The sequence below is a fragment of the Elioraea sp. genome, from assembly GCF_022842375.1.
GTDB lineage: Bacteria > Pseudomonadota > Alphaproteobacteria > Acetobacterales > Acetobacteraceae > Elioraea_A.
The window spans coordinates 237,228-257,708 of record NZ_JALHPR010000004.1 but is presented as its reverse complement, the minus strand read 5'-3'; the positions used below and the strand labels follow the sequence as shown (position 1 = coordinate 257,708).

Below are 20,481 nucleotides of genomic sequence, written 5' to 3'. Positions count from 1 at the left end.
CGAGGGGGGGCGTCGCTGCCCCCCCAACCCTTCAGTGCATCACCCCCCGCCATCAGGCGCGGTAGGCGATGGGAGCCGGCGCGCGCTGCACAGCGGCCGGGGTGAGCAGGCGCACCCAGTCGAGCCCCTTGGTGCCGATTGGGTTCATGGTCAGCTCGGGCGGGTAGAGGATCATCTGGTCGAGCACGGGGAACGGATACTCGTTCACGTGCCGCGTCACCCCCATCAGCATCGGCTCGAGGCCCTGGCCATCGTCACGGATCTTCATTGTTCCGGTCAGGTGCGCGAATTCGAGGCCGCGCATCGTGTCCATGACCTGCTCGCGCGAGGGCCAGCGGCCCCCGTTCGCCGCGATCGCCTTCTCGTAGGCGGCCTTCATGCCATAGAGCGCCTGGGCCATGTGGAACGTCGGGTAGATCGGATACTGGTTGAACCGGCGGCGGTAGGCTTCCGTGAAGTTCTTGAGGATGGGCGTGTCGCGCGCCGTCGGGTGCAGGAACCAATGGTCGCCGCGCGAGCCGACGATGACGCCCGCCGGAAGGGTCTTGCCGACGCGCTCGAGCGAGCTCTCTGCGAGCGGCAGCACGAAGGTGGACCGCTCGAACAGCCGTCGCTCAGCGGCCTGGCGCACGAAGGTGTCGAGCTCGCCGCCCCAGCTCGTGGAGAAGATCACGTCAGGCCGAAGTGCCTGCAGGCGGGTGATCTCGGTGGAGAAGTCGGTCGCGCCGAAGCGGGGGAACAGCTCCGCCACCACGCGCACGCCGGGCTTGATCGCATCCATCGCCGCCTTCCAGATCGCCCAGCTGTCACGGCCCCAGGCATAGTCCTGGTTGACGACGGCGAGGGTGCGGAAATCGGGCCGCGTGCGCATCAGGTACAGCAGCGGCGCGACGATCTCGGGCACCGCGTTGGCCTGGGTGCGCACGGCGTACTTGAAGCTGTTCTCCTCGAAGATGCGCTGGGTGCCGCAATCCCAGAGGATCGTCGGCATCCGCAGCTGTTCCGCGAGCGGTGCCACGGCAAGGCACGAGCCCGACGAGATCGAGGCGAGCATCATGTCGACGCCCTCGTTCTGTGCGAGGCGCCGGCACTCGCCGAGCAGGAAGTCGACGCCTGGCGCCTCGTCGATGACCACGCTGCGCATCGGCACGCCGCCGATGCCGCCAGCGGCGTTGAACTGCTCGATGAGCAGGTCGGCGGCGTTGCGCCCGGGAACGCCGAACACGGAAGCGGGGCCGGAGAGGAAGGTGGAGATGCCGAGGCGAAGCTCGTTCGGCCGCTGCTGCGCGATCGCGTTCCGCGGCAGGATGAAGGGGCTGGCGAGCGGGGCGGCGATCGTCGCCTGAAGGGCGGCGCGGCGTGTGATGCGCATCGTGGACTTCTCCCGTGGCTTGGTTTCTCTCGCCGCGGCGTTGGCCCCCGCGTGCGCGCCACACTGGTAGCGTGGCGCGGCCCCTGCGCCAAGGCCCCGCGGGCATGGCCACCGTCCCGGCACGCGATTCCCGTCGAGGGCGCGGACGGGGCTCGCTGACTAGCCGCGCCGTCGCAGCAGCGCCTTCTCGGCCTCGAGGATCAGGAACACCGCCGCGCCAAGCCCGGCTGCGAGCAGCAGCGGCCATGGCCCGAGCGCGCGCGTGTCGAACAGCACGTGCAACGGCGGCGCCCAGACGAAAAGGGCCTGGGAGGCGAACACGCCGATCAGCGAGGCCCAGACCGCGCGGGTGCCGAAGGCGCGCGCGAGGGTAAGCGACGTGGCGCGCAGGAAACGCACCGAGAACAGATACCATGTCTCCATGGCAACGAGCGCGCACACCGCCGCCGTCCGGGCGGCTTCGAGCTCGGCGCCAGCCGCGAGCATGCCGTGGAAGGCGATGTTGATGCCGGCCAGGAACAGTACCGAGACGAGAACGACACGCCAGAACAGGAAGCGGTCGAGCAGTGCTGCGTTCCGCGGCCGCGGCGGCCTCTGCATCAGGTCAGGCTCCTCCGGCTCGAAGGCGAGGCCCATCGCGAGGATGGCCGAGGACACCATGTTCACCCAGAGGATCTGCAGCGGCGTGATCGGCATCGTCGTGCCGAAGATGATGGAGGCGAGCACCGCGAGGCATTCCCCGCCATTGACCGGCAGCAGGAACAGGATCGCCTTGCGCAGGTTGTCGTAGATGTGCCGGCCCTCGCGCACGGCGGCCGCGATCGTGGCGAAATTGTCGTCCGCCAGCACGATCGAGGCTGCCTGGCGCGCGGCCTCGGTGCCGCCGCGGCCCATCGCGACGCCGATGTCGGCGCGCTTCAGCGCCACCGCATCGTTCACGCCATCGCCGGTCATCGCCACCGTGTGGCCGCGCGCCTGCAACGCATCGACGAGCGCGAGCTTGCCGAGCGGGCTCACGCGGGCGAACACGTCGTGCGCGGCTGCCGCGGCCGGCCTGTCCGCCACCGCGATCGCCTCGAACGCGGCCCCTTCGATCGCGCGCGGCGCCTCGGCGATGCCGACCGCGCGCGCGATCGCCGTTGCCGTGCCGGGATGGTCGCCGGTGATCATCTTCACCGTGATGCCGGCCGCGCGCATGGCAGCGACCGCCTCGGCCGCCTCCTGCCGCGGCGGGTCGATCAGCCCGCAGAGACCGAGGAAGGTGAGCCCAGATGCGGCATCCTCCGCCTCGAGTACTGCCGTGCGATGCGGCAGGCTGCGCTCGGCGAAGGCGATCACGCGCATGCCCTCGGCCCCGAGGCGCGCAACTTCGGCCACCGCATCCGCCGGCACATCGGCGCAGCGGGCGAGCACCGCCTCCGGCGCGCCCTTCAGCACCATCAGTGCCGCCCCGCCGGCATCGTGGTGCAGCGTCGCCATGACGCGCTGGGCCGGGTCGAACGGGATCGCGTCGCGCCGCGGCCACGCTTCGCGGGCCGTGGCCGCCCCGGCCTTGACGGCGAAGGCCAGCAGCGCGCCTTCCATCGGGTCGCCCGCGACCGTCCAGCCGCCGGCGTCGTCGACGATGTCGGCGTCGTTGCAGAGGGCCGAGGCGCGCGCGAGAAGCACCACGCCGCCAGGCAGAGCGAAGGAGACGTCGGCGCCTGCCTCGTCCTCGACGGCGCCGCGCGGCGCGTAGCCTTCTCCCGTCACGCCGAAGCGGCCCTCCTGCGCCATGATCGCGCGGACGGTCATGACATTGGCGGTCAGCGTTCCGGTCTTGTCGGTGCAGATCGTATCGACGCTGCCGAGCGCCTCGACCGCCGGCATGCGCCTGACGATGGCCCGGCGCGCGGCCATGCGCTGGACACCGATCGCGAGCGTCACGGTCAGGATCGTCGGCAGGCCCTCGGGGATCGCGGCAACGAACAGGGCCACCGCGGCGAACGCCATCTCAGCACCGGGGATGCCGATCACCAGCACGCCCCACGCGAAGGCGAGGATCCCGATCGCCAGCATCATCACGGTCAGGCGACGCGAGAACTCGCTCATCCTGCGCACGAGCGGCGAGACGGGCGAGACGGTCTCGCGCATCGCGCGGCCGATCCTGCCGACCTCGGTCTCGTCGCCCGTGGCGGTGACGACGCCGAGCCCCGCACCCGCCGCGACGATCGTGCCGGCGAAGGCGGCCGAGTGCCGGTCGCCGAGCGGGGCGTCCGGGGCGGCGGGCTCGGGCTGCTTCGTTGCGGCGACCGATTCGCCGGTCAACGCCGCCTCCTCGATCGCGAGCGCCCGGGTCTCGATGAGGCGGAGATCGGCCGGCACGCGATCACCCGGCTCGAGCACGACGATGTCGCCCGGCACGATCTCCTCCGCGGCGATGGCGCGGCGGTGCCCATCGCGCAGCACCGTGGCACCAGGGCTCAGCATGGCGGAGATCGCGGCGAGCGCACGCTCGGCCCGCCCCTCCTGGACATACCCGATCGCGGCATTGGCGATCACGACGAGCAGGATGACGGCGGCGTCCTTCAGGTCGCCCACGATCGCCGCGATCACGGCCGCGCCGATCAGCACGAGGATCAGGAGGTTGGCGAACTGGGCGGCAAGGCGGGCGGCAGCGCCGCGGGAAGGGGCAGCTGTCAGCCGGTTGCGGCCGGCGCGCGCGAGCCTGGCCTGCGCCTCCGCGGCCGAAAGTCCTGCCCTGGTCGCGCCAAGGGCCGCCAGCACATCATCGGTGGCGCGGGCGTGCCACGGCAGCACCGCTTCCGGCTGCGGCGCGCCGCCTCCTGGTCGATCATCCGGCAAATCCACGCGCCCCTCCCGAGCTCGAGACTACGCCGCGCCACCTTGGTCCGTGTTGCGGTGCATCAACCGGCTGCAACGGGACGTGACAAGCGCGTGATCGCAGACCATCATTGCACAAGGGAACAACACGCAAAGAATGGGGACGGTGCGATGAGCTTGGGTGCAACGGGCTTGGGACAGGTGCTGCGGCGTGGGCTTCTGGCCGGCGTGGTGGTGACCTTCGGCTTCGCCCAGGGTGCGGCGGCGCAGACCCTCGAGATGGTCGCCGGCGCGCTCGGCGGCGGCTGGTACACGATGGCGACGGGCCTGTCGGGCATCATCCAGGAGGCCAACCCCGGCATGACCATCCGCGTCGTGCCGGGTGGCGGGCTCGGCAACCCGACGCGTGTGCAGAACGGCGTCAGCCAGATCGGCTTCGGCCTCGACTTCCTGGTCTCGACGGCCGTGAAGGGTGGTGAGCCCTATCGCGCGCCGCATGACAAGATCTCGCATATCGGAGTCGGCTATTCGCCGACGGAGCATCACATGCTCCGCCGCGTCGATGGCGGGCCGGCCGACATGAAGTCGATCCTGACGATGCCGGGGCTGCGCATCGGCGCACCGCAGTCGACCTCGTCTGACACACTGACGCTGATCTACATCCTGCGGCATTTCGGCACGGGCTTCGACCAGATCCGCGCCAATGGCGGGCGCGTGGTGCAGGGCAGCTACAGCGACATCGCGGCCGCCTTCATCGACGGGCAGATCGATTATGCCTATGTCGCACTCGCCAGGCCCGCGGCGATGGTCAACGAGATCCAGCGCGGCCGGCGTCAGGCAACGCTCGTCCCCTTCCCACAGGATGTGCGTGACCACCTTACGCAGGCCTATGGCTTCAGCCAGGGAACGATCCCGGCAGGCACGTACCCTGCGCCGATGCAGACCGACACCGTTCCGGTGACGACGATGGACACGGTTCTCGTCGTGCCGACGGCGCTGCCGGACGAGGCGATCTACCGTCTGGTGCGGGCCATCATCCAGAACAAGGCGAGGCTGCCGCAGATCCACCCGAGCATGGCGGCGTTCGATCCGGCGGTGGCCTGCAAGTACCCCGGCGCGCCGCTGCACCCGGGCGCACGGCGTGCCTTCGCCGAGGCCGGCTGCACGATGTGACGCGGGCGGGATGACGGCGCGCGGGGCAATCGCCTCCCGCGCGCCGGCATCATCGCGCGATGCGTGACCTCGCGGGGCCCATGCGGGCCCTCATCCTCGGCTATGCAGCGCTCGTCGCGCTCGCCCATCTCTGGCTTGGCGGGGCGAGCGCGATCGAACTTCTCGTGCGCACCCTCGGCATGGGGAACGCGCTCCGCGGGGTGATCGGCGTTCCCGACCCCCTCGAGATGCGCGGCTTCCACCTCGCCTCGCTGCTGCCGCTCGTGTTCCTGCTGTACCCCGCGCGGCCGGGGGCGAGCCCGGCACACAGGCCAAGCGCGCTCGACTGGCTGCTCGCGGTCGCCTGCACCCTGCCGAGCCTCTACATCCTCGTCCACGCGCAGGACATCAACGCGCGAATGGAGTTCATCGACCCGCTGACCGACCTGCAGTTCTGGCTCGGCCTCGTCGCGCTCGTGCTGCTGCTCGAGGCGATCCGCCGCGCGGTCGCACCGGTGCTTGCGATCATCGTGCTGATCGCGCTCGTCTACATGCATGTCGGGCAGTACATGGGCGGCATCTTCAACACCCGGCCCTTCGACCTCCATTCCATCGTCGAGACGGCCTACATCGTGCCGATCGTCGGCGGCATCTTCGGGCCGTTGACCGGCATCGTCGCCTCGACCATCGCGATGTTCATCCTGTTCGGCGCCTTCATCCAGGGCTCGGGCACGGGGCGGCTCTTCTCCACCTTCGGCGCGGCGGTCGCCGGCCGCTACGCGGGCGGGCCGGCGAAGGTGGCGGTGATCACCTCGGGCCTGTTCGGCACGATGAGCGGATCGACGGTCTCGAACGTCGTGACCACAGGAGCCATCACCATCCCGATGATGAAGCGCCTCGGCTATCGCCCGGCGGTTGCCGGCGGCGTCGAGGCGGCGGCGAGCACGGGCGGGGCGCTGATGCCGCCGGTGATGGGAGCGGCCGCCTTCGTGATGAGCGAGATCACGCAGATCCCCTACGGTGACATCATCGTCGCCGCCGCGATCGGCGCGGTGCTGTACTATTTCGCCATCTTCGTCTCGGTGCATTTCGAGGCCAAGCGCCTCGGGCTCTCAGCGATGCCGGAGGAGGAGATCCCCTCCTGGCGCGAGGTGGCGGCGGACCTTCACCTCGTCATCCCGATCGGCGTCCTCGTCTGGCTGCTGATGGAGCGGTGGTCGGGGAATTTCGCGGCGTTCTGCGCGGTGATCGCCTCCGTTGTCGCGGCGGCGCTGAAGGCCCGTACGCGGATGAACCTCCGTGCCGTGCTCGACAGCCTCTCCTCCGCCGCCTGCACCATGGCGCTGCTCGCCGCCGCCGTCGCCGGGGCAGGAGTGATCACCTCGGCGCTCACCGTCACCGGCCTCGTCGTCGCATTCGGCGGCATCGTGAAGGGGCTGGCGGGCGGGAGCCTCGCGCTCCTGTGCGTGCTGCTGATGATCACCGCGCTGGTGCTCGGCATGGGCGTGCCGACGACGCCGGCCTACATCATCACGGCCGCGCTGGGCTCGCCGATCCTGCGCGAATACGGCGTCGACCTGCTGCCGGCGCACCTCTTCATGTTCTACTTCGCAGTGCTGGCCGATGCGACGCCCCCTGTCGCGGTCGCCTCCTACGCCGCCGCCGCAATCGCGGGGGCGAACCCGTTGACGACGGGTCTGCACGCGCTCCGCTTCGCGCTGGCCGGGTTCGTGGTCGGCTACGCCTTCATCTATGACCAGGGCGTGATGCTGCGCGGCAGCCTGTTCACCATCGTCGAGGACAGCCTCGTGCTCGCGGGAGCGCTGACGCTGATCGGCGCCGGTTTCGCCCGCCATCTGCGCGGCAAGCTCACCATGCCGGCTGCGATCGGCGCGGTCGTGGTCGGCGGCATCGTCGCGTTCGGCCACATGCTCTCGACGGACGCGCGCCTGCTGCTCGTTGCAGGGACGCTTGCCGTGATGGCGCTCGCCCCGCGCCTGTTCTCCCCTCGCGAAAGTCTTGCATGACCGACCGCATCACACGCCTTCGCATCACCCGCATCGACAGTGCGATCGGCATGGTGCGCGCGCACGGCTCCGGCGCGATCGCACGGCATGTCGGGCGGGTGATCCTGCGCATCGAGACGGCTGACGGCGTCGTCGGCCTGGGCGAGGCGGCACCCTGGGCGCCGTTCGGCAACACCGCCGACACGACGGCCGCAGCGCTCGACGGCCCGCTCCGCGCCGTGCTGATCGGCGCCGACCCGGCGCGGATTGCTGCTGCCGCCGAGGCGATGGACCACGAGCTGATGGGCCACCCGGAGGCCAAGGCAGCCGCGGAGATGGCGCTCTGGGACATCGCGGGCAAGCGCGCGGGGCTGCCGGTCCATGCGCTGCTGGGCGGTGCGGTGCGCGAGACCATTCCGCTGTCGTTCTCCATCGCCGACCCCGATTTCGCCGCCGACCTTGACCGTGCGCAGGTTTTTGCCGCCGAGGGCATCCGCCTCTTCAAGGTCAAGACCGGCTTCACCAGCGAGGCGGAGGACCGCCGCCGCCTCGAGGCGCTGCGCGAGGCCGTTCCGGATGTGGAATTGCGGGCCGACTACAACCAGGGCCTGGCACCGGCGGAGGCGATGCGCGTCTGCCGCGCGCTCGACGATTTCGGCCTCGGCTTCATCGAGCAGCCGATCCCGCGCGGGCACGAGACCGTGCTCGCCGCCCTTTCCGCCGCCCTCGCGACGCCGGTGCTGGCCGACGAGAGCGTCTATTCCGCGAACGAGATGCTTGCCTGCGCCCGCGGCGCCTGGGCCGATTGCGTCTCGATCAAGCTGATGAAGGCAGGCGGCATCCTCGCCGGTCGGGCGGCCGACGCTGTCGCTGCCGCTGCCGGCATGCCGACCTATGGCGGCACGCTCTGGGAGGGCGGGATCGCGCTTTCCGCCGCCGCGCACATGATCGCGGCAAGCCCGAACATGTCGCTCGGCTGCGAGTTCTACATGCCCCGCTTCGTTCTCGCGCGCGACATCACGGCCGAGCCTTTCCCGTATGAAGGGGGAGCGGTGCGCGTGCCCACCGGCCCGGGCCTCGGCGTCATGCTCGACGAGCACGCGCTCGCGGCCGAGACGGTTGCCGAGCGGGGCTAGAACCGCCGCCGGTTCGATCGGCTCCGGCGCTGCTCTAGCAGCCGGCGGCGTCGCGGGTCGCCACGGCGCGGAGGATGCAGTCGCCATAGCGGTCGTTGAACGCGGGCTCGGCGCCGGCGCCATGCCCGGCAAGCCCAGCCGGACGGTTGATCACCAGCAGTGGGGCGGGGCGGTCGGCAAGCCTGCCGCGCAGCATCGCGGCACTCCGTTCGGGCCAGGGCAGCAGGTGATCACCATCGAAGGCAGCGACCACGACGGGGGCGGTTCTGTCGCGCACGCGCGCCAGCAGGGCGGGGAAGTCGAGCGTTCCGTTCTGCCCCGGCGGCGGCTGGTAGAGCCCGGCACCGGCGATTGCGATCGCCCCATCGAGCAGGCCGGGCGTGTCCAGCGCCGCAAGCGCCGCCCAGCCGCCCGCTGACTGCCCGGCAGCCACCACGCGCCCATAGCCGCCCTCCCGCAGCGCCGTCGCCGCGATGCGCAGCGTCGTGTCGGCGAAGGAGAGCACGGTGTCGTAGTTCACGTCATGCACGGGGTCGCGCGCCAGCACCCACACATCCCACCCGGCATTGTTGAAGCGCTGCACGAAGGGCAGCGGCATGGGCGAGCGTTCGGGGTCGGCCTGGCGGCGCGGGTCGCTGCCGCGCCCGTGCGTCCAGAGGATCGCACCTTCCGCGGCGCGGCCGTGGCGGAGGAAGCCGGCTGGGCTCATCAGCGCCCAGCCTTCGCCCGACACGCCGGGGAAGGGGTGGTCCGACATGGCCTCTCCCTCCCAGACCACGTGCTGGTCGCGGGCGTAGAGCTTGCAGGGGCGGCCGCCATTGGCATGGCGGCACTGCGCGAGCGCTCGCCCCTCGGCCTCGGCGACGTTGCGCGCATTGGCGGCCCAGGCAAGCCCGCCATCGGCGCCGATGGCGAAGGCGCGGGGGGCGGGGAAGGTGAGGAAGCGCGCATAGCTCTGCCGCCCGGCATCCGAGAGGCCGGGCACGGCGGAGACATCGAGGACGGCCCGCGTTGCGGTTGCATCCGTCACGGTCAGCCGGGGCACGGCGGGCAGCGCCGTCACGCCTTCCGGGGCAGACATCGGCGTGCAGGCGCCGACGAGCAGGGCGACGAGCGCACCCGCCAGCCACGTCGGCGCATTCACGCCGCGATCCCTGTCAATCAGGGCCTCGTCCACAAGGGTATGTCTCATGCCCATGTCATTCGCCTCCGGCGGCCCGTCGCACCATCCGGGACGCAGCAAAGCGCGAAAACGTTTCAACCTGGTGTGCGGGCGGTCACCTTCCGCACCGCGCACGCCCATCACCCTGGCAGCGGCCACGGGGCGTGGCGCCTAGCGTCAGCACAACCCAAACGATCAGGACGATGCGACCAGTGCACCGCTGGTGTCCACCGCCCCGCGGTTGAGAATCGCCCCGCTACCCCTCGCGCCGGATCATCAGCGCGTTGAACCGACGCTCCGGCCGCGGCCTCACGACCAGCCCTTTCCGCGTCGCATAGTCCCAGGTCGGGTGGAACACCGGGATGAGCGCCTGGTCGGCGAAGGCGGCCTCAATCGCCTCTGCCACCTTCGCGATGCGCTTCTCCGGATCCATCTCAGCCAGGGCGGCGACGATCAGCGCGTCCACCGCGGGGTTCGAGTAGCGCGTGCGGTTGGCAGCCCCCAGCCCCTTCGTCGCGTCATTCGTGTGGAGCACCGCGCGCGGCCCCTCCGAGGCCTCCGACGTGCCGTATTGCGCGATGAACGCGGAGTATTCCTGCCGCGTCGCCGCGCCGAAGAACACCTGGCCCGGCACGCCCTCGACCGACACCTGCAGGCCGAGCCGCGTCCACATCTGGCCGACCGCCTGGGCGACCTGGCTGTCCTTCGGGTAGCGGTCGGTCGTCGTGTGCAGCGCGAGGCGGAAGCCGTTCGGCACGCCGGCCTCGGCGAGCAGGCGCCGTGCCTGGGCGAGGTCGAGCGCATCGGGCTTCAGGCGCTGGCTGGTGCCGGGGAATGAGGTGGGAAGGAACTGGCTGGCCGGGGTGGCGCTGCCTTCCATCAGGCGCTCGGCGATGGCGATGCGGTCGATCGCGAGGGAGAGCGCGCGGCGCACGCGGGCATCGAGCAGCGGGTTGCGGGCAAGCGGCGGCTGGCCGTCCTTCGCGCCGACATGCGGGCTCGCCTCCCGCGCGCTGTCGAGGGCGATGTAGTGCACGACGCCTGCCGGCCCTGCGAACAGCGAGAAGCGCGCATCCTGCGCCAGCCGCGGCTTGTCGCCCGTCGGCACCAGGTCGATCGCATCCACCTCGCCGGCGAGCAGGGCGGCAACGCGCGAGGGGTCACGCGCGATCACCCGTTCCGTCACCTGCGCCCAGTGCGCCGGCCCGCCCCAATGCGCGTCGTTCCGCCGGAGAACGAGGGCCTGGCCGTTCGTCCATGATGCGTAGCGGTAGGGGCCGGTGCCGTTCACGCGGCCTGCGTTGAACTCGCTCGTCGTCGCCTCGGCATCCTTCGCGGCGATGATGAACACGCGGGAGAGGTCGAGCGGCAGCAGCGGGTTCGGCGTGCTGGTCCGGATGCGGATCAGGTGATCGCCGAGCTTCTCGACCGATGCGATGGTGCGGGTGAAGGAGGTGAACAGGGCAGGGGAGTTCGGCACCGCCGGCACGCGGCGGATCGTGGCGATCACGTCATCGGCGGTGAACGGCGAACCGTCATGGAACGTGACGCCCTGGCGAAGGGTGAACTCCCACGTCGTGTCGTCGATGTTGCGCCAGGCGGTGGCGAGCCCGGGTTCGAGCGCCAGGCTGTCGCCCTGGGAGGTGAGCGTGTCCCAGATCTGGATGTGGCTCGAGGCCGGCGGGAAGCCGTTGAAGAAATGCGGATCGAGGGTGTTGAGCTCGAGCTTGGTGCCGAGGGTGAGCGACTGCGCGGCGGCAGGCGTGGCGCCGGCCATGGCGGTGAAAGCGAGCGCGGCCCCGGCCGCCAGCAGCATCCGTCGCATGCGATATCTCCCGTGCAGGTCGGATGATCATGCAGCGTTGGCCAGGTTGCGCAAGCGCCCGCCCCGTCGCACCATCGCGCCATGCCCCACACCGCACCCAGGATCGCTCTCGCCGCCTTCATGCTCGAGAGCAACGGCCACGCCGCACCCGCGCCGAAAGCCGAGTTCGAGGCGACATGCTGGCTGGAGGGAGAGGCGCTTGCCGCCGATCTCGCGAAGCCGAACCCGCGCGCGCCGTCGGGCCTCTCGGGCTTCATCGCCGGCATGGCAGGCGGCGCGTGGGAGCCGCGCTACCTGCTCGCTGCCTCCGCTGGCGCCTCCGGGCCCGTCGAGCAGGCTGTGTTCGACGAGATCGTCACGCGCATCGAGGCGGGCCTCAGGGCGGCGATGCCGGTCGATGGTGTCTATCTCTGCCTGCATGGCGCTGCCACCGCGACCGCGGAGTTCGACCCCGATGGCGTCCTGCTCGCCCGCGTGCGCGCGATCGTCGGCCCCGACATTCCCATCATCGGCACGCTCGACCTGCATGCGAACGTCAGCGAAGCCATGGTGCGCGAGGCGGATGTGCTCATCAGCTACCGCACCAATCCGCATGTCGACATGGTGGAGCGTGGCACCGACGCGGCGAACACGATGCGCGCGATGCTGGGCGGCATGCGGCCGAAGGCGGCGTTCGTGAAGCTGCCGCTGATCCCGCCCGCGACCAGCCAGAACACCGATCGCGGCCCCTATGCCGACATCATCGCCTACGGCCAATCGTTGATCGACCATGAGATCCTCGATGTCTCTGTCGTCTCGGGCTTCTCGGTCGGCGACACACCGAAGAACGGCATGAGCGTGATCGTCACCGCCAGGCGCGACCAGGCGCGGGCGGAGGAGTTGGCTAAGGGAATCGCGGCGCGCCTCTGGGCGATGCGCGAGCGGTTCTCGATAAGGCTCACGCCGCTCGATGACGCGACCGCGATGGCGCTTGCCGCCGGGCGGAACCCATCGGTGCAGGCGCTGCTGTTCGCCGACGTGGCCGACAACCCGGGCGGGGGCGGGCGCGGCAATACGCCCTTCATCCTGCGCGCCTTTCACGCCGCAGGCGTCGAGGGCGCGGTGTTCGGCATCCACAACGACGCGCCGCTCGCCGCCGCGGCACACGCGGCGGGCAAGGGGGCCACGATCCGCGCCCGCTTCAACAGTGCAGAGACGCAGGCGTTCAGCGAAAGCTTCGAGGCCGATGCCATCGTCGAGGCGCTTTCGGATGGCGAGGTGGTCGGCCGCCGCGGCATCTACAAGGGGCGCTCCGTCAGCCTCGGCCCGACGGCGCTGCTGCGCATCGGCGGCATCCTCGTCGTCGTCGTGTCTCTGCGGAAACAATGTGCCGAGCCTGCGATGCTCGAACATCTCGGCATCCACCTCCGTGCCGTGCGCAGCCTGGTGGTGAAGAGCCGCGGGCATTTTCGTGCAGGGTTCGACGACATCTTTCCGCGCGAGGCGATCATCGAGGTCGATGTGCCTGGGCTGACGGCGGTGGTGCTCACGCGCGTTCCCTACCGGAATGTTCCGAGGCCGATCTGGCCGCTTGACCTCGATATGTCCTGGACGGTGCCCGGCTCCCATGGCTGATCCCGTGGCGGTTGCAGAGGGCGGGGTCGGCGCGCCCGTCCGCCGGGTCGAGGATGCGCGCTTCCTGCGCGGCCGCGGCCGCTACACCGACGACCATCGCTTCGACGGCGCGGCGCACATGGTGCTGGTGCGCAGCCCGCACGCGGCGGCGCGCATCGGCGGCATCGATGCGCGAGCGGCACGTGCCATGCCCGGCGTCCTTGCGGTGCTGACGGGGGAGGACCTGGGCGCGCTCGGCGCGCTCGAGACCTCCGTCGCGCGCACGCTCCCCGGTGGCGCGCCGATGCCGCGGCCGCCCTATCGCATCCTCGCCACCGACGCTGCCCGTTTCGTCGGCGATCCGGTCGCCGCCGTGATCGCCGAGACGCGCGCGATCGCCCGCGATGCGGCAGAGGCCGTCGAGGTTGCGTGGGAGCCGCTGCCCGCGGTGACGGACGCGACGGCAGCGCTCGTACCAGGCGCGCCGGCGGTGTGGCCCAGCCATGCGGCCGACAATCTCTGTTTCCTGTTCACGCTCGGCAATGCGGCGGCGGTCGAGGCAGGCTTCGCCCGCGCGGCGCATGTGGCACGGCTGGCCTTCCGCATCAGCCGTGTCAGTGCGAACCCGCTCGAACCGCGCGGGGCCATCGGGCAGTGGGACGAGGGCGAGGGGCGGTGGACGCTGATCACCGGCGTGCAGGTTCCGCACAAGGTGCGCTCAGAGCTCGCGGCCAGGACGCTGCACGTGGCCGACAACAGGTTGAGGCTCATCTCGCCCGACATGGGCGGGGCCTTCGGCATGAAGGGATCGCCGACGCAGGAACACGCCCTCGTCCTCTGGGCGTCACGGCTGCTCGACCGGCCCGTGCGCTGGATCGCGGATCGCACCGAGAGCTTCCTGTCGGACTTCCACGCGCGCGACAATGACAGCGTGGTCGAGCTCGCGCTCGACGCCGAAGGAACCTTCCTCGCACTCCGCATCCGCACCACGGCGAACCTTGGCGCGTATCTCGCGTTCAACACGCCGCATTCGCCGACGAACAATCTCGGCGGGCTTGCCGGCACCTATCGCACGCCCGCGATCCTGGCCGAGGTGCGCGGCGCCTTCACCAACACGCAGCCGACCGCGCCCTATCGCGGTGCAGGCCGCCCCGAGGCGACGTTTGCGATCGAGCGTGTGATCGACCTTGCCGCAGCCGAGATGGGGCTCGACCGTGTCGCGATCCGGCAGCGCAACCTGATCCCGCCGGAGGCGATGCCGTTCAAGACGGGCCTCGTCTTCACCTATGACAGCGGCGATTTCCCGCGCGGCATGGAACTCGCGCTCGCGGCCTCGGACTGGGCAGGTTTCGCCGCACGCCGCGCGCAGTCGGCGGCGCGCGGGTTGCTGCGCGGCATCGGCATCGCCAACGCCATCGAGATCGCCGCCGGGCCGTTCCGCGCGCCGAACGAGGAGGGCGCATCCGTCCGCTTCGAGCCCGATGGCGGGGCCACGCTCATCCTCGGCAGCCACAGCCACGGCCAGGGGCACGAGACGGCGTTCCGCCAGCTCGCCGCGAGCCTGCTCGGCCTCTCCTTCGACCGCGTGCGCGTGGTGTTCGGCGATACCGACCTCGTGCCGCATGGCCGCGGCACGTTCGGCTCGCGCAGCCTCGTCGTCGCAGGCTCGGCCATGGTGCGCGCGGCCGACCGCATCATCGCGCGCGGCAGGCGCATCGCTGCCCACCTGCTCGAGGCGGCGGAAGCCGATATCGCGTTCGATTCCGGAACGTTCCGTGTGGCGGGAACAGATCGCGCGCTGCGGATCGAGGATGTCGCGCGTGCCGCCTACACCGCCGGCAAGCTGCCCAAGGGCGAGGAGATGGGCCTTGCGGCCGATGTGGTGCTGACGCCCGACGAGGCGACGTTCCCCAATGGCTGCCACGTCGCGGAGGTGGAGATCGACCCGGAGACGGGCGTGGTCCGCGTCGTCTCCTACGTCGTGGTGGATGATGTCGGCACGGTGATCAACCCGCTGCTGCTCAAGGGGCAGATCCATGGCGGCGTCGCGCAGGGGCTTGGCCAGGTGCTCGGCGAAAGCATCCGCTACGACGAGAGCGGCCAGATCGTGACGGCGAGCTTCATGGACTACCAGATGCCGCGCGCATCAGACCTGCCATCGATGGTCGTCGAAAGCAACGCAGTGCCGACGGCGGCGAACCCGCTCGGTGCGAAGGGCGCCGGCGAGGCCGGCACCGTCGGTGCGCTGCCCGTTCTCGTCAACGCCATCGTCGATGCGCTTTCCCCCTACGGCATCCGCCACATCGACATGCCTGCCACGCCCGAGCGCGTGTGGCGGGCGATCCGGGACGCACCGGCTCGCTAGCTCGCGCGGATGTTGGCACCCCGGATCACCTCCGCCTGGCCGGCGATGTCCTGTTGCAGAAACGCACCGAACTCTGCCGGGCTCATGCGCATCGGCTCGACCGCCTGCCGGCTCCAGGCAGCGACGGTCTCGGGCGCCGAGGTGACGCGCGTGATCTCGGCGTTCAGCCGCTCGACGATCGGCGCCGGCGTTCCCGCGGGTGCCATGATGCCGAGCCAGATGCTCGACGTGTAGCCCGCCACGCCGGCTTCCGACACGGTCGGCAGATTCGGCAGCAGCGGGTTCCGACGAGGCCCCGAGGTGGCGAGGCCGACGACGCGGCCCGCCTCGATGTTCTGGATCTGCGTGGTGATGCTGTCGAACATGAAGTCGACCGTGCCGCCGATGATCGCGGTGCGTGCCTCGCCCGACCCGCGGAAGGGGATGTGCTCGACCTGGATGCCGGCGCGATAGCAGAACGCGGCACCGGCAATGTGATAGGGCGTGCCCGGGCCGGAGGAGGCGTAGTTCAGCGTGCCGGGCGCTGCCTTGGCCTTGGCGATGAGTTCAGCCACCGAGGTCGCAAGACCCGTCTTGGCGACGAGTGCGTGGTTGGCGACGTTGACGGGTGCCACGGGCGTGAAATCGCGCATCAGGCTGTAGGGGCGGTTCGGGATCAGCGTCTCGTTCGCCGTGTGGGTGTTCGACATCATCAGCAGCGTGTAGCCATCCGCCCCGGCCTTTGCGGCCGCATCGGTGCCGACGACGGCCCCCGCACCAGGCCTGTTCTCGACCACGAAGCCGTGGCCGAGCGGGCCCGACAGGCGTTCGGCAAGGAAGCGGGCGTAGATGTCGGCCGGCCCGCCGGCGCCGAAGGGAACGATGATGCGCACCGTTCGCGCGGGCCACGCTTGCGCCAGCGCCGGCCGCAGCAGGGGGGCCTGCGCGAGCGTTGCGGCGGCGGCGATCAGGGTGCGTCGCTTCATCGTGTCCTCCCGAAGTTTGCGCAACGATAGTCGAATGCCGCGACCGCGCAATCGGGCCTTCGCAGCAGCCCCGCCGCGCGCTAGACCCCCTGGGTCGGGACAGGGAGGAGCATGCGGTGAAAGTCGGCGTGATCGGGCTTGGTGCGATGGGCATGGGGGCCGCCGTCAACCTCGTGAAGGCGGGGCACGACGTCGTCGGCGTCGAGCCGCGCGCTCCAGGGCGGGAGGCTTTCGCGGCGGCGGGCGGCAGGGCCGTCGGCTCCGTCGCCGAACTGCCGGATGACCGCGCGGCGGTGGTGGTCTTCGTCGTCAACGCCGCACAGGCCGAGGCGGTGCTGTTCGGCGAGGGCGGCATCGCGCCGCGTCTCGCCATGGGATCGGTCGTGCTGCTTTGCACCACCATCGCCCCAGGTGCGGCCGTGGGGATCGCGAAACGGCTTGCGCCGCTCGGCGTGCTGATGCTCGACAGCCCCGTCTCGGGCGGGGTGAAGGCAGCGACGGCGGGAACGATGACGGTGATGGGCTCCGGCGCGCCGGAGGCGTTCGCGGCGGCGAAGCCGGTGCTCGATGCGATCGCGCAACGGGTGTGGGAGCTCGGGCCCGAGGCCGGTGCAGGCAGTACCGTGAAGATGGTGAACCAGCTTCTGGCCGGCGTTCACCTCGCCGCGATGGGCGAGGCGTTCGCCCTCGGTGTCCGCGCCGGTGCTGATCCGCAGGTGCTGTTCGACGTGATCAGCGAGAGTGCAGGGTCATCGTGGATGTTCAAGGATCGCGGGCCGCGCCTGCTCGCCGGCGACGATGCGCCGCGGAGTGCCATCAACATCTTCGTCAAGGACCTCGGCATCGTGCTCGACCAGGCCCGCGCGCTCACCTTCCCGCTGCCGCTGTCGGCTGCCGCGCACCAGGTGTTCCTCGGCGTCGCCGCCGGCGGCGATGGCGACAAGGACGATGCGTTCGCCATCCGCTTCTGGCAGAAGCTCTCCGGCATTCCTGTTCCGGGTGACAAGAAGGACTAACGCGGATGACGAAACGATACAGCATTGCAGCGATTCCGGGCGACGGCATCGGCAAGGAAGTGGTTCCCGCGGGGCTTGCCGTGCTGCGTGCCGCTGCCGCGCGCGCGGGCGGCTTCGCGCTCGACGTGACGGAGTACCCTTGGGGCTCGGATTTCTACCGCGCCACGGGGCGGATGATGCCGGAGGATGGCACCGCCACGCTGCGGAAGCATGACGCGATCCTGTTCGGCGCCGTTGGCGACCCCGACCTGCCGGATGACCTCACCCTCTGGGGCCTTCGGCTCGCCATCTGCCAGGGCTTCGACCAGTACGCCAACATCCGCCCGATCCGCCTGTTCCCCGGCATCGCGAGCCCGCTCGTCGGTGCGGATGCGGCCGCGCTCGACTGGGTGATCGTGCGCGAGAACAGCGAGGGCGAGTATGCCGGCCATGGCGGGCGCGCGCATCGCGGCCTGCCTGAGGAGGTGGCGACCGAGACTTCCATCTTCACCCGCACCGGTGTCGCGCGGATCATGCGCGTGGCGTTCCGCCTGGCCGAAAGCCGGCCGCGGAAACATCTCATCATCGTCACGAAGTCGAACGCCCAGCGCCACGGCATGGTGCTGTGGGACGAGATCGCGGCCGAGGTCGCAAAGGAGTTCCCCGCGGTGCGGACCGAACGTGTGCTGGTCGATGCGATGGCGGCACGGATGGTCCTGAAGCCGCGGTCGATCGACACGGTGGTGGCGACCAACCTGCACGCCGACATCCTCTCCGACCTGGCCGGGGCGCTCGCTGGTGGGCTTGGCTTGGCACCCACCGCCAACCTCAACCCCGAGCGTCACGCGCCCTCGATGTTCGAGCCCATTCACGGCTCCGCCTTCGACATCATGGGCAAGGGCATCGCCAACCCGATCGGCACGTTCTGGTCGGGTGCCATGATGCTCGATCATCTCGGCGAGCCAGCGGCCGCCCTGATGATCACGGACGCGATCGCCCGCGTCACCGCGGCCGGGCTGCTCACGGCCGATCTCGGCGGCAAGGCAACGACGGCCGAGGTGACGGCGGCGGTGATCGCCGCGATCGAGGGGCGTAACCTCTGAGACAGCAAGCGGGGTGACATCCGCGCACGGGTTGGATATCGCTGGGCGACAAGAACGTTTCTGGTTCGGTTCGATGCGCAAGGCTTGCGCTCCCATCACGCATAGGAAGATGCTTTCCGCTGGCGGGCTGCCGGGGGGAAGCGCATGACCTGTTCCATCGTCGTTGGAGGGATCGTCGGCATCAGCGAGGCCTCGGCCACGCCGCACCGGCTTGAGGTGAGTGGAACGGCCAGCGGCTGCCCCAAGGTGTTGGTTCGTGTCATCCGCCAAGCCACCGGCGTGTCGACGTCAGAGGTGGATGCCGTTGTCGGGCCTGCCGGTGACTGGCTCGCGGTCTTCGAGGCGGCGTCAGGCCATTTCGCGGCCGGAGCCTTTGCTTGCTCGCCGGACGGAGACAAGATCGAGATCATTGCCGTCTGCGTCGACGATCCTGATTGCTCAGCCCGGCTCGAGGTCGATGGCCTGCGCTGCGTCGGCGACAGGATCTGCCCGGTCGTCACCGGCCTGTCGGCCACGCCGGGCGCCTGCAACCTGGATGGGACGCGCACCGTCACGGTCTCCGCACAGGTCGCACCGGGCGATGTCACACCCGTTTTCGCACAGTGGCGCCATGGCGAGGCGGACGGCGCCTCGGCGGTCTTCTCCGCGGCCGGCACGTTCAGCGACACCCATGCCTATCCGGCGGGACAGCACAGCTACGGCGTGAGAATTCTCCATCCGGAAGGGTGTTCCGAGACGAGTGGGATCGTCACGGTCGAGGCATGCCCACCGCCGTCCCCCACCACGATCTGCCCCAATATCAGCTTCGCAGCGCCGGTGTCCGGCGCATGCAACAAGGAAGGCGGGCGTGACGTCACGCTGTCGGCAACGCTCCAGATCGCACCGGTCGAGCCGCTTTCCGCCGTGCTTGTCCGGCTTGATGACGATGGGGAGGTTCTGGCAACGCTCGCGTCGGGTGAGAGCGGCAACGGAACGCTCGTGCTGACCACGACGACGAGCCTCCCGACCGGCAGTCATGCGATCGGCGTCCGCGTGCTCTCTCCGGCCGGCTGCGGCGGTGCGACCATTCCGGTGTCTGTCGCACCCTGCGATCCGCCCTGTCCCTCGATGACGTTCGATCCACCCTCGGTCGGTGACTGTGACGGAGACGGGCGGCGGCGGGTGCGCGTGCGGGCCCGGATGGTGGCGCAAGGGACGGGCGCGGCGAGCGCGCGGCTCGTCCTGTGGGACACGGTCGCGCAGGTGGCGCTCGAGGAACTGGCGACCGGTACGGTGGCGACACCGGGCGAGCAGGCCGTAGTTGCGGCCGAGCGAGATTTGCTGCCGGGCACCTACGCCTTCGTCGCGCAGGTGTCGTCGCCGAAGGGCTGCCCCGGGGTCTCGCAATCGGTCACGGTCGATGCCTGCTCCCCACGCGACGACGACGACGACGATGACGACGATGACGATGACGATGACGACGACGACGAGGTGACGAACGGCGGCGGTTTCAGCATCAACTGGTGCGCAGTCGCGCTGTTCAGCCTGCTTGGCATGCTCGTGGTCGGCGCGCTCGCGCTCGGCGTCGGCCTCTGCGTGGCCGGGTTCGTCGTCTCCGGCCCCGTGGCGGTCGTGGCCGGCGTCATCGCCATCATCGGCGCGGTGCTGCTGATCGTCGCGACGATCGGGCTGCTCATCTGGCTCTATGTCTGCGGAAGCTGTCGATTGAACTGTTTCCTCGTCGATCTGCTGATCGACATCCTGATCGTGCTGATGGGCTTCGCCTTCGTGCTGACGGTGATCGGCGCGATCATCGCCTTCTTCGGCCTCTCCAGCGTGTGCTGGATCGGGTGGTTCATCGACCTGCTCGATTTCGGCTTCCTGTTCGTTGTCGCCTACTGGTGGGCGCGGGTGGTCGGGTGTCGGCCCTGGCCGCGCTGGGTGCCGGACTGGGCGCGCTGGCAGCTGCCGGATGCATGGCGCATCACGTGCGGGAGGCGGTGAC

General features: G+C 70.3%; 13 protein-coding genes. 8 read left to right on the top strand and 5 right to left on the bottom strand.

Annotated features, from left to right (window positions below):
- Nucleotides 1–52: 52 nt before the first annotated feature.
- Nucleotides 53–1,372, bottom strand: coding sequence for an ABC transporter substrate-binding protein (locus Q0C38_RS06030; protein WP_291296162.1), 1,320 nt, complete (start codon nucleotides 1,370–1,372; stop codon nucleotides 53–55).
- 159 nt (nucleotides 1,373–1,531) lie between these two features.
- On the bottom strand, nucleotides 1,532–4,222 hold the full coding sequence (locus Q0C38_RS06025) for an HAD-IC family P-type ATPase (protein ID WP_291296161.1): 2,691 nt from the start codon (nucleotides 4,220–4,222) through the stop codon (nucleotides 1,532–1,534).
- A 144-nt stretch (nucleotides 4,223–4,366) separates the two neighbouring features.
- Between Q0C38_RS06025 and Q0C38_RS06020 the strand changes: the two genes are divergently transcribed.
- From Q0C38_RS06020 to Q0C38_RS06010, 3 genes are all read left to right on the top strand, one after another.
- On the top strand, nucleotides 4,367–5,368 hold the full coding sequence (locus Q0C38_RS06020; RefSeq protein WP_291296160.1) for a TAXI family TRAP transporter solute-binding subunit: 1,002 nt from the start codon (nucleotides 4,367–4,369) through the stop codon (nucleotides 5,366–5,368).
- Nucleotides 5,369–5,448: 80 nt separating this feature from the next.
- Nucleotides 5,449–7,374, top strand: coding sequence for a TRAP transporter fused permease subunit (locus tag Q0C38_RS06015; RefSeq protein ID WP_291296159.1), 1,926 nt, complete (start codon nucleotides 5,449–5,451; stop codon nucleotides 7,372–7,374).
- Nucleotides 7,371–8,489, top strand: a complete 1,119-nt coding sequence (locus Q0C38_RS06010; RefSeq protein ID WP_291296158.1) for an enolase C-terminal domain-like protein — start codon at nucleotides 7,371–7,373, stop codon at nucleotides 8,487–8,489. The genes Q0C38_RS06015 and Q0C38_RS06010 overlap by 4 nt, the downstream gene beginning before the upstream one ends.
- Before the next feature lie 34 nt (nucleotides 8,490–8,523).
- Here the strand turns inward: Q0C38_RS06010 and Q0C38_RS06005 are convergent, their stop codons facing one another.
- Together Q0C38_RS06005 and Q0C38_RS06000 are read right to left on the bottom strand one after the other, a co-directional pair.
- On the bottom strand, nucleotides 8,524–9,681 hold the full coding sequence (locus Q0C38_RS06005) for a hypothetical protein (protein WP_291296157.1): 1,158 nt from the start codon (nucleotides 9,679–9,681) through the stop codon (nucleotides 8,524–8,526).
- Between the two features lie 226 nt (nucleotides 9,682–9,907).
- Nucleotides 9,908–11,476, bottom strand: a complete 1,569-nt coding sequence (locus Q0C38_RS06000; RefSeq protein ID WP_291296156.1) for an ABC transporter substrate-binding protein — start codon at nucleotides 11,474–11,476, stop codon at nucleotides 9,908–9,910.
- 81 nt (nucleotides 11,477–11,557) lie between these two features.
- Between Q0C38_RS06000 and Q0C38_RS05995 the strand changes: the two genes are divergently transcribed.
- Nucleotides 11,558–13,090, top strand: a complete 1,533-nt coding sequence (locus Q0C38_RS05995) for a M81 family metallopeptidase (RefSeq protein WP_291296155.1) — start codon at nucleotides 11,558–11,560, stop codon at nucleotides 13,088–13,090.
- Entirely contained in the window at nucleotides 13,083–15,434 is a 2,352-nt protein-coding gene (locus Q0C38_RS05990; RefSeq protein ID WP_291296154.1) for a xanthine dehydrogenase family protein molybdopterin-binding subunit, read from the top strand. The genes Q0C38_RS05995 and Q0C38_RS05990 overlap by 8 nt, the downstream gene beginning before the upstream one ends.
- Here the strand turns inward: Q0C38_RS05990 and Q0C38_RS05985 are convergent.
- Nucleotides 15,431–16,399 (bottom strand): tripartite tricarboxylate transporter substrate binding protein, encoded by a 969-nt coding sequence (locus tag Q0C38_RS05985; RefSeq protein WP_291296153.1) that lies wholly within the window; start codon nucleotides 16,397–16,399, stop codon nucleotides 15,431–15,433. The two genes, Q0C38_RS05990 and Q0C38_RS05985, sit on opposite strands and share 4 nt — an antisense overlap.
- 116 nt (nucleotides 16,400–16,515) lie before the next feature.
- On the opposite strand from Q0C38_RS05985, the gene ltnD reads away from it, so the two are divergent.
- The 3 genes from ltnD to Q0C38_RS05970 all read left to right on the top strand — a co-directional run bounded on the left by ltnD (nucleotide 16,516) and on the right by Q0C38_RS05970 (nucleotide 20,480).
- On the top strand, nucleotides 16,516–17,415 hold the full coding sequence (gene ltnD / locus Q0C38_RS05980; RefSeq protein WP_291296152.1) for an L-threonate dehydrogenase: 900 nt from the start codon (nucleotides 16,516–16,518) through the stop codon (nucleotides 17,413–17,415).
- 5 nt (nucleotides 17,416–17,420) lie between these two features.
- Nucleotides 17,421–18,497, top strand: a complete 1,077-nt coding sequence (locus Q0C38_RS05975) for a tartrate dehydrogenase (RefSeq protein WP_291296151.1) — start codon at nucleotides 17,421–17,423, stop codon at nucleotides 18,495–18,497.
- Nucleotides 18,498–18,641: 144 nt separating this feature from the next.
- Nucleotides 18,642–20,480 carry a hypothetical protein gene (locus tag Q0C38_RS05970; protein ID WP_291296150.1) on the top strand — a complete coding sequence of 613 codons (1,839 nt, stop codon included), beginning with the start codon at nucleotides 18,642–18,644 and terminating at the stop codon, nucleotides 20,478–20,480.
- Nucleotide 20,481: the final 1 nt, after the last annotated feature.